Source organism: Mesorhizobium sp. M7A.F.Ca.CA.004.12.1.1, from assembly GCF_003997835.1.
In the GTDB taxonomy this organism is placed as follows: domain Bacteria; phylum Pseudomonadota; class Alphaproteobacteria; order Rhizobiales; family Rhizobiaceae; genus Mesorhizobium.
Genome location: NZ_RZRK01000805.1, coordinates 1 through 2,722 on the forward strand (window position 1 = coordinate 1; position 2,722 = coordinate 2,722).

Here is a 2,722-nt window from a genome sequence, read left to right on the forward strand (position 1 = left end):
GCGCAGGCTTCCGGAAATGGCAAGGATGTTCAGCAAGATGGACCAGTCAGGACGAATCGTGGGTCGAAAAACCTACCACATCGTCTTCTTGTATTCCTCGTCGAGCCAGCGATCGGTCGCCTCGGCGGAATCGGCAACCGCCAGCTGATCGCGCATGATCTGGCCGAGCGTCGGCAGCGTCGCGCGGTCGTACCAGGTTTCCGGCTTCCACAAATCCGAGCGCATGAAGGCTTTTGCGCAGTGCATGTAGGCGGCCTTGACGCTGACCACGACGACGCTTTGCGGCTCCCTGCCGTCGACGGCGAGCCGTTCGCGCAAATTTGCGTCGACGGTGATGCGGGCATCGCCGTTGACGCGCAGCGTCTCGTTCATGCCGGGAATGAGGAAGAGCAGCCCGACCGAGGGATTGAGGAGGATGTTCTCCAGCGTGTCGAGCCGGTTGTTGCCGGGCCGGTCGGGAATGGCGATGGTGGTGTCGTCGAGAACGGTGGCAAAGCCCGGCTTGTCGCCCTTCGGCGTCACGTCGGCGTTGCCGGCACCGTCGGACGAGCCGATCAGCACGAACGGGCTCTTGCCGATGAAGGAGCGGCAATGGCCGTCAAGTTTTTTCAGCTCCTTGCGGATAGAACCGTCGGTTGGCCGTGGCGTCTTGTAGATCGTCCTCAACTGGTCGTGCGTGGTGATGAATTCCATGTCCCTCTCCCCAGAACGGTTCATTGTCTCACGAACGCAGAACCGCTGTTTCCCTTTGTTTTGACGCAGCTCCGGACACTTTTCTTGGAGTTGCTCTATTTCCCGGCCTTCTCTTCTTTGCCGGCCTTGTCCTCGAGTGAATGACGCAGGATCAGCGGCATCTGGCTGAAGGTGAATAGAAGCGTGATCGGCATGATGCCCCAGACCTTGAAAGTAACCCAGGCGTCGGTGGAAAAATTGCGCCACACCACCTCATTGACGATGGCCAGGAACAGGAAGAACAGGCCCCAGCGGAAGGTCAGTTTCCGCCAGCCATCGGCGTCGAGGCTGAAGGCTGAATCGAAGACATAGCCAAGCAGCGACTTGCCGAAGTAGAGGCCGCCGAGCAGCACGCCGCCGAACAGCGTGTTGACGATGGTCGGCTTCATCTTGATGAAGATGTCGTCCTGCAGATAGAGCGTCAGCGCGCCGAAGATGAAGACGACGACGCCCGACACCATCGGCATGATCGGCAAGGTGCGGGTGAGCAGCCACGAGGCGATCAGCGCGATTGCCGTGGCGGCCATGAACAGCCCGGTGGCAACGAAGATCGGCCCGCCGAACTCGGCCAGAACAGGGAATTTCTGCACCAGCCATCCGCTGCGCGCATTGGCGAAGAAGAACACCATCAACGGCCCAAGCTCGAGCACCAGCTTGAGCAGCGGATTGACGCCTTCCTTCTTCTGCTTCTGCGGGTCCGACGGATCGCGTTCGAGAATGGGTGGGTTCATGGAATCTCTTTCTTGCGCATGATCTGATCCAAAAAGTCTGCACCTTTTTGGGACATGCTTGTTAGGCTACTCCAGCGATCGCCCTGGCGAATTCGCTTGCTGAGAACGGTTCGAGGTCGTCGACCTGTTCGCCGACGCCGATGAAATAAACCGGCAATTTGTGTTTTGCCGCGATCGCCACCAGAATACCGCCGCGTGCCGTGCCGTCCAGCTTGGTCATCACCAGGCCGTTGACGCCGGCGATATTGCGGAAGATCTCGACCTGGTTGAGCGCGTTCTGGCCGGTGGTGGCGTCGACCGTCTGCAGCACGGTGTGCGGTGCTTCCGGATCGAGTTTGCCCAGCACGCGAACGATCTTTTCGAGCTCGGCCATCAGTTCGGTCTTGTTCTGCAGGCGGCCGGCGGTGTCGATGATCAGCACGTCGGAACCGGCTTCCCTGGCCTTCTCGAAGGCGTCATAGGCGAGCCCTGCGGCATCGGCGCCGATCTTGGAGGCGATGACCGGCGATTTCGTCCGCTCGCCCCAGATCTTCAGCTGCTCGATCGCAGCGGCGCGGAAGGTGTCGCCGGCGGCGAGCATCACCGACAGGCCGCCATCGGTGAGCTTGGCGGCGAGCTTACCGATCGTGGTGGTCTTGCCGGTGCCGTTGACGCCGACCACCAGGATGACATGCGGCTTGTGCGAGAGATCGAGCTCCAGCGGCATGGCGACATGGGTCAGCACTTTTTCCACCTCGGCCGCCATGATGGCGCGGACCTCGGTGTCGGAGACGTCCTTGCCGTAGCGGCTGGCGGCCAGCGCGTCGGTAACGCGCAAGGCCGTTTCCATGCCGAGATCGGCGCGGATCAGCACATCCTCCAGATCCTGCAGCGTCTCCTCATCCAGCTTGCGCTTGGTGAAGACGCCGGCAATGTTGCCGGTGAGCTCCTTGGAGGAGCGGGCAAGCCCGTCCTTCATGCGCTGGAACCAGGAGCGCCTCGGTGCCGGTTCGGGCGCCTTCTGCGGCTCGGCTTTCTGCTCGACCTTCTTGGTGACGGTCACCTTGCCGGGGGCGGCTTTCGGCTCCGGCGCGGGTTGTGGAAGAGGCTGCGGCTCGGGCGCGATTTCCGCAATGACCGGCTGCGATTCGACCGGGGCCGGCTGGCGAATGAGAGGTGCGATTTCGGCGGCGGGCGCTTCGGCCACGAGAGCAGCCGGCATGGCTTCCACGGGTGGCGCCGAATCTTTCGCAAGGTCGTGCTGCCCCTCACCCCTACCC

General features: G+C 62.0%; 3 protein-coding genes. All 3 read right to left on the reverse strand.

The genetic code is table 11. From position 1 onward, the window contains the following. Positions 1 to 72: 72 nt before the first annotated feature. Complete coding sequence (locus tag EN984_RS29895; RefSeq protein WP_127268189.1) at positions 73 to 693, reverse strand: pyridoxamine 5'-phosphate oxidase family protein; 621 nt, start codon at positions 691 to 693, stop codon at positions 73 to 75. A gap of 95 nt (positions 694 to 788) precedes the next feature. Further along, positions 789 to 1,463: a septation protein A gene (locus tag EN984_RS29900; protein ID WP_127268190.1), complete on the reverse strand. Its 675-nt coding sequence runs from the start codon at positions 1,461 to 1,463 to the stop codon at positions 789 to 791. A 61-nt stretch (positions 1,464 to 1,524) separates the two neighbouring features. Beyond that, positions 1,525 to 2,722, reverse strand: a 1,198-nt coding sequence (gene ftsY, locus EN984_RS29905) for a signal recognition particle-docking protein FtsY (RefSeq protein ID WP_245480146.1), incomplete at its 5' end; no start/stop codon positions are given.

Bases quoted from the DNA above. Each gene is read 5' to 3' on its own strand.
- EN984_RS29895 (WP_127268189.1), bottom strand. From the start codon at position 693: ATGGAATTCATCACCACGCACGACCAGTTGAGGACGATCTACAAGACG.
- EN984_RS29900 (WP_127268190.1), bottom strand. From the start codon at position 1,463: ATGAACCCACCCATTCTCGAACGCGATCCGTCGGACCCGCAGAAGCAG.